This window comes from Azoarcus sp. Soil_N_20 (assembly GCF_057656155.1).
The window spans coordinates 1-1,070 of record NZ_JBDGKX010000046.1; the positions used below are offsets into that span (position 1 = coordinate 1).

Genomic DNA, 1,070 nt, shown 5'->3' on the forward strand with positions numbered 1-1,070 from the left:
TCGCAGTCGTTGAACCCGTGCAGGCACAGCGGCTTGTACACCCGGTCGAAGCGGTACTGGTGGTCGGCGCGCTCCTTCTCGGTCGGGCACACCCGCACGATCACTTCCCAGTACTCGTGCAGGTCGTCGGTGATCGGCACATACCATTCGTACTGCACCATGTGCTCGCCCGGCCAGTTCTCCACCATCAGCACCCCGGGCAGCACCACCGAGGTCCGGTACGCCCGCCCATTGACCCCCTTCACTTCAAGGTCGAGCGCGTCGTTCCTGAGCACCGGTGCCCACTTGTCGGTGAACAGCCACTGCATCATCCCCTTCGGTCCGCCCGCGTCTTCCACCACTTCGATGCAGTCTTCGCTGGTGGGCAGGATCCCCAGCGGCAGCACCCACTCCATCGCATGCACGATGGTGTTGTCCTTGTGCACCAGGATGTGGGCGTTGTCGAAGCCGTTCTCGCACGCGATCCGCCAGTTGCCGTAGCCGGTCCGGTGCATCCCCAGCGCCACCGCGTTGTCGTCGAGCAGGCTGGGCGCGGCCGGCCACAGCGGGTGCGGGAAGCGCGCGCTGTTCTCCGGGAAGCGGAACGGCAGGTCCTGCGCCAGCGGTGGCACGTCCTCGTCCGCGAAGTCGTCCTCGCGCACGAACACGAACACCATCCCCGCCACTTCGTGCACCGGGTAGCTCGTCAGCCCCGTCGTCCCCACCAGCTTGTCGTCCGGGTTGGCCACGATCGTCGACAACCTGCCGTCCTTCAGATCGAAGGTGAAGCCGTGGTACCAGCACGAGATCGTCTTCTTGTTGAAGCACATCGGCTTCTCCGACAATCTCACTCCGCGGTGCAGGCACTGGTCCTTGAGCGCGAACACCTTGCCATCGACCCGGCGCAGCACGATCGGGATCCCGCAGATCTGGATCCCCTTCACTTCGTCCTCGCCCAGCTCCCTGGAAAACACCGCCGGGTACCAATGGTTGATGAAGCCCCACGCCGCGTCCTTGTACGGCTGGTACTGGCTCTGCGTCTTCGCGTTGTTCGCGCGCGCTTCGCTGATCCCGCTCGCCCCCTTCACCAC

The 1,070-nt window shown here is 65.0% G+C and carries 1 protein-coding gene; it reads right to left on the reverse strand.

The window, feature by feature from the left end; genetic code table 11:
- The coding region (locus AC3A35_RS27790) for a Rieske 2Fe-2S domain-containing protein (protein ID WP_487439790.1) at nt 1-1,070 on the reverse strand (1,070 nt) is incomplete at its 3' end.